Source organism: Variovorax sp. Varisp85 (assembly GCF_047304045.1).
Classification (GTDB): domain Bacteria; phylum Pseudomonadota; class Gammaproteobacteria; order Burkholderiales; family Burkholderiaceae_C; genus Variovorax.
Genome location: NZ_JBGLYN010000156.1, coordinates 1 through 437, shown reverse-complemented (window position 1 = coordinate 437; position 437 = coordinate 1). Strand labels below are relative to the sequence as shown.

General features: G+C 67.3%; 1 protein-coding gene. It reads right to left on the bottom strand.

Annotation, left to right across the window (positions count from 1 at the left end; genetic code table 11):
- A partial coding sequence (locus ACCC97_RS28830; RefSeq protein ID WP_413336401.1) for an IS66 family transposase zinc-finger binding domain-containing protein occupies nucleotides 1-437 on the bottom strand: 437 nt, incomplete at both ends.

The window sequence follows — 437 nt, the reverse complement described above, 5'->3', positions numbered from 1 at the left end:
GCCGTCGGGATGCCCTTGTCGATGATGTGCGGGGCGACGGGCGCCTGCACCAGCGTCTCGCACTTCGTGCAGACCCACTTGCCGCGAACGTGGCGCTCGACGCTGAACACCCCAGGGCGGTAGTCGAGCTTCTCGGCCACATCCTCGCCGATGCGCTGGAGGGCGCAGCCGCAAGCACAGGTCGTGCTTTCGGGCTCGTGGCGGATCTCCCGGCGCGGCAGGTGCGCGGGCAGTGGCTGGCGCTTGGGTTGCTGCTTCTCGCGCTGCACGGCCGGCACGGTCGCGAGGTCCTCCAGCTCACGCTCCATCGCCGCCAAGTCGGCGTCGATGGTCTCTTCCAGCAGACTCTTCTGCTCGGCATTGAAGGCTTCAGACTTGGCGGCGAACTTCAGCCGCTTGAGCACGGCCATCTCGTGCGTGAGCTTGTCGATTGCCGT